This is a genomic window from Treponema endosymbiont of Eucomonympha sp. (genome assembly GCF_001028545.1).
Map to the genome: position 1 here is coordinate 1 of NZ_BBPW01000357.1, position 703 is coordinate 703.

The 703-nt window shown below is 50.1% G+C and carries 1 protein-coding gene; it reads right to left on the reverse strand.

Annotated elements, in window-relative coordinates; genetic code table 11:
• A partial coding sequence (locus AWU74_RS07050) for an ABC transporter permease subunit (protein ID WP_238580226.1) occupies positions 1 to 402 on the reverse strand: 402 nt, incomplete at its 3' end.
• Between the last annotated feature and the right edge of the window lie 301 nt (positions 403 to 703).

A 703-nucleotide genomic window follows, 5' to 3' on the forward strand; every position in this document is an offset into this window, starting at 1 on the left:
ACGGGGTCCGTGGGAGCTCGCTGTCCGTACGTAATCCGAGCTTAACACGCCCGGTACGCTGCTTCGCGTGTAGCGCAGCATCATCGCGGCGTTGCCCAGCCCTAAAACAATGCCCGGCATTACCATGTGACGAGCGACGTCAGCGATATGCGCCATTCCGTGATAATTAGCGGTAACATTCACCATGCCGGAAATCGGCAAAAGGCGAAGGTCGGCGCCTAAAAACTTTAACAGCAGCATACCGAAGAAAAGCGAAGGCAGCGACAATATCACAAATGTGGCGACAGAGACGCTGTTGTCAACCAGAGTGCCCCGCCGCCGCGCCGTGAAGATGCCCGCTGATATGCCGAGCAGAACACTGACGGCTATAGCAGAAACGGTGAGCAATAAGGTGTTGCCCATGCGTGAAGCGATTATGTCAGAAACGCGGTCACGGTAGAAAATTGAATACCCAAAGTCTCCGCGAAGAATGCGCGTAATCCACTTAACATACTTGAGCGGCAGACTGTCATAATAACCGACGCGGCGAAGCGTCGCTTCGATTTGGTCGGTAGGTATGTCGGCAGAGGTTGTAAAACTGCCTAATTATGCCTTAAAACTGCCTTGTTTTACTTTGAAACTGCCTTGTTTTATTTTTGATTTGGGCAATTACACTTTGTTACAAGGCAGTTACACGACAGAACTACCTAGATATATTTTATAA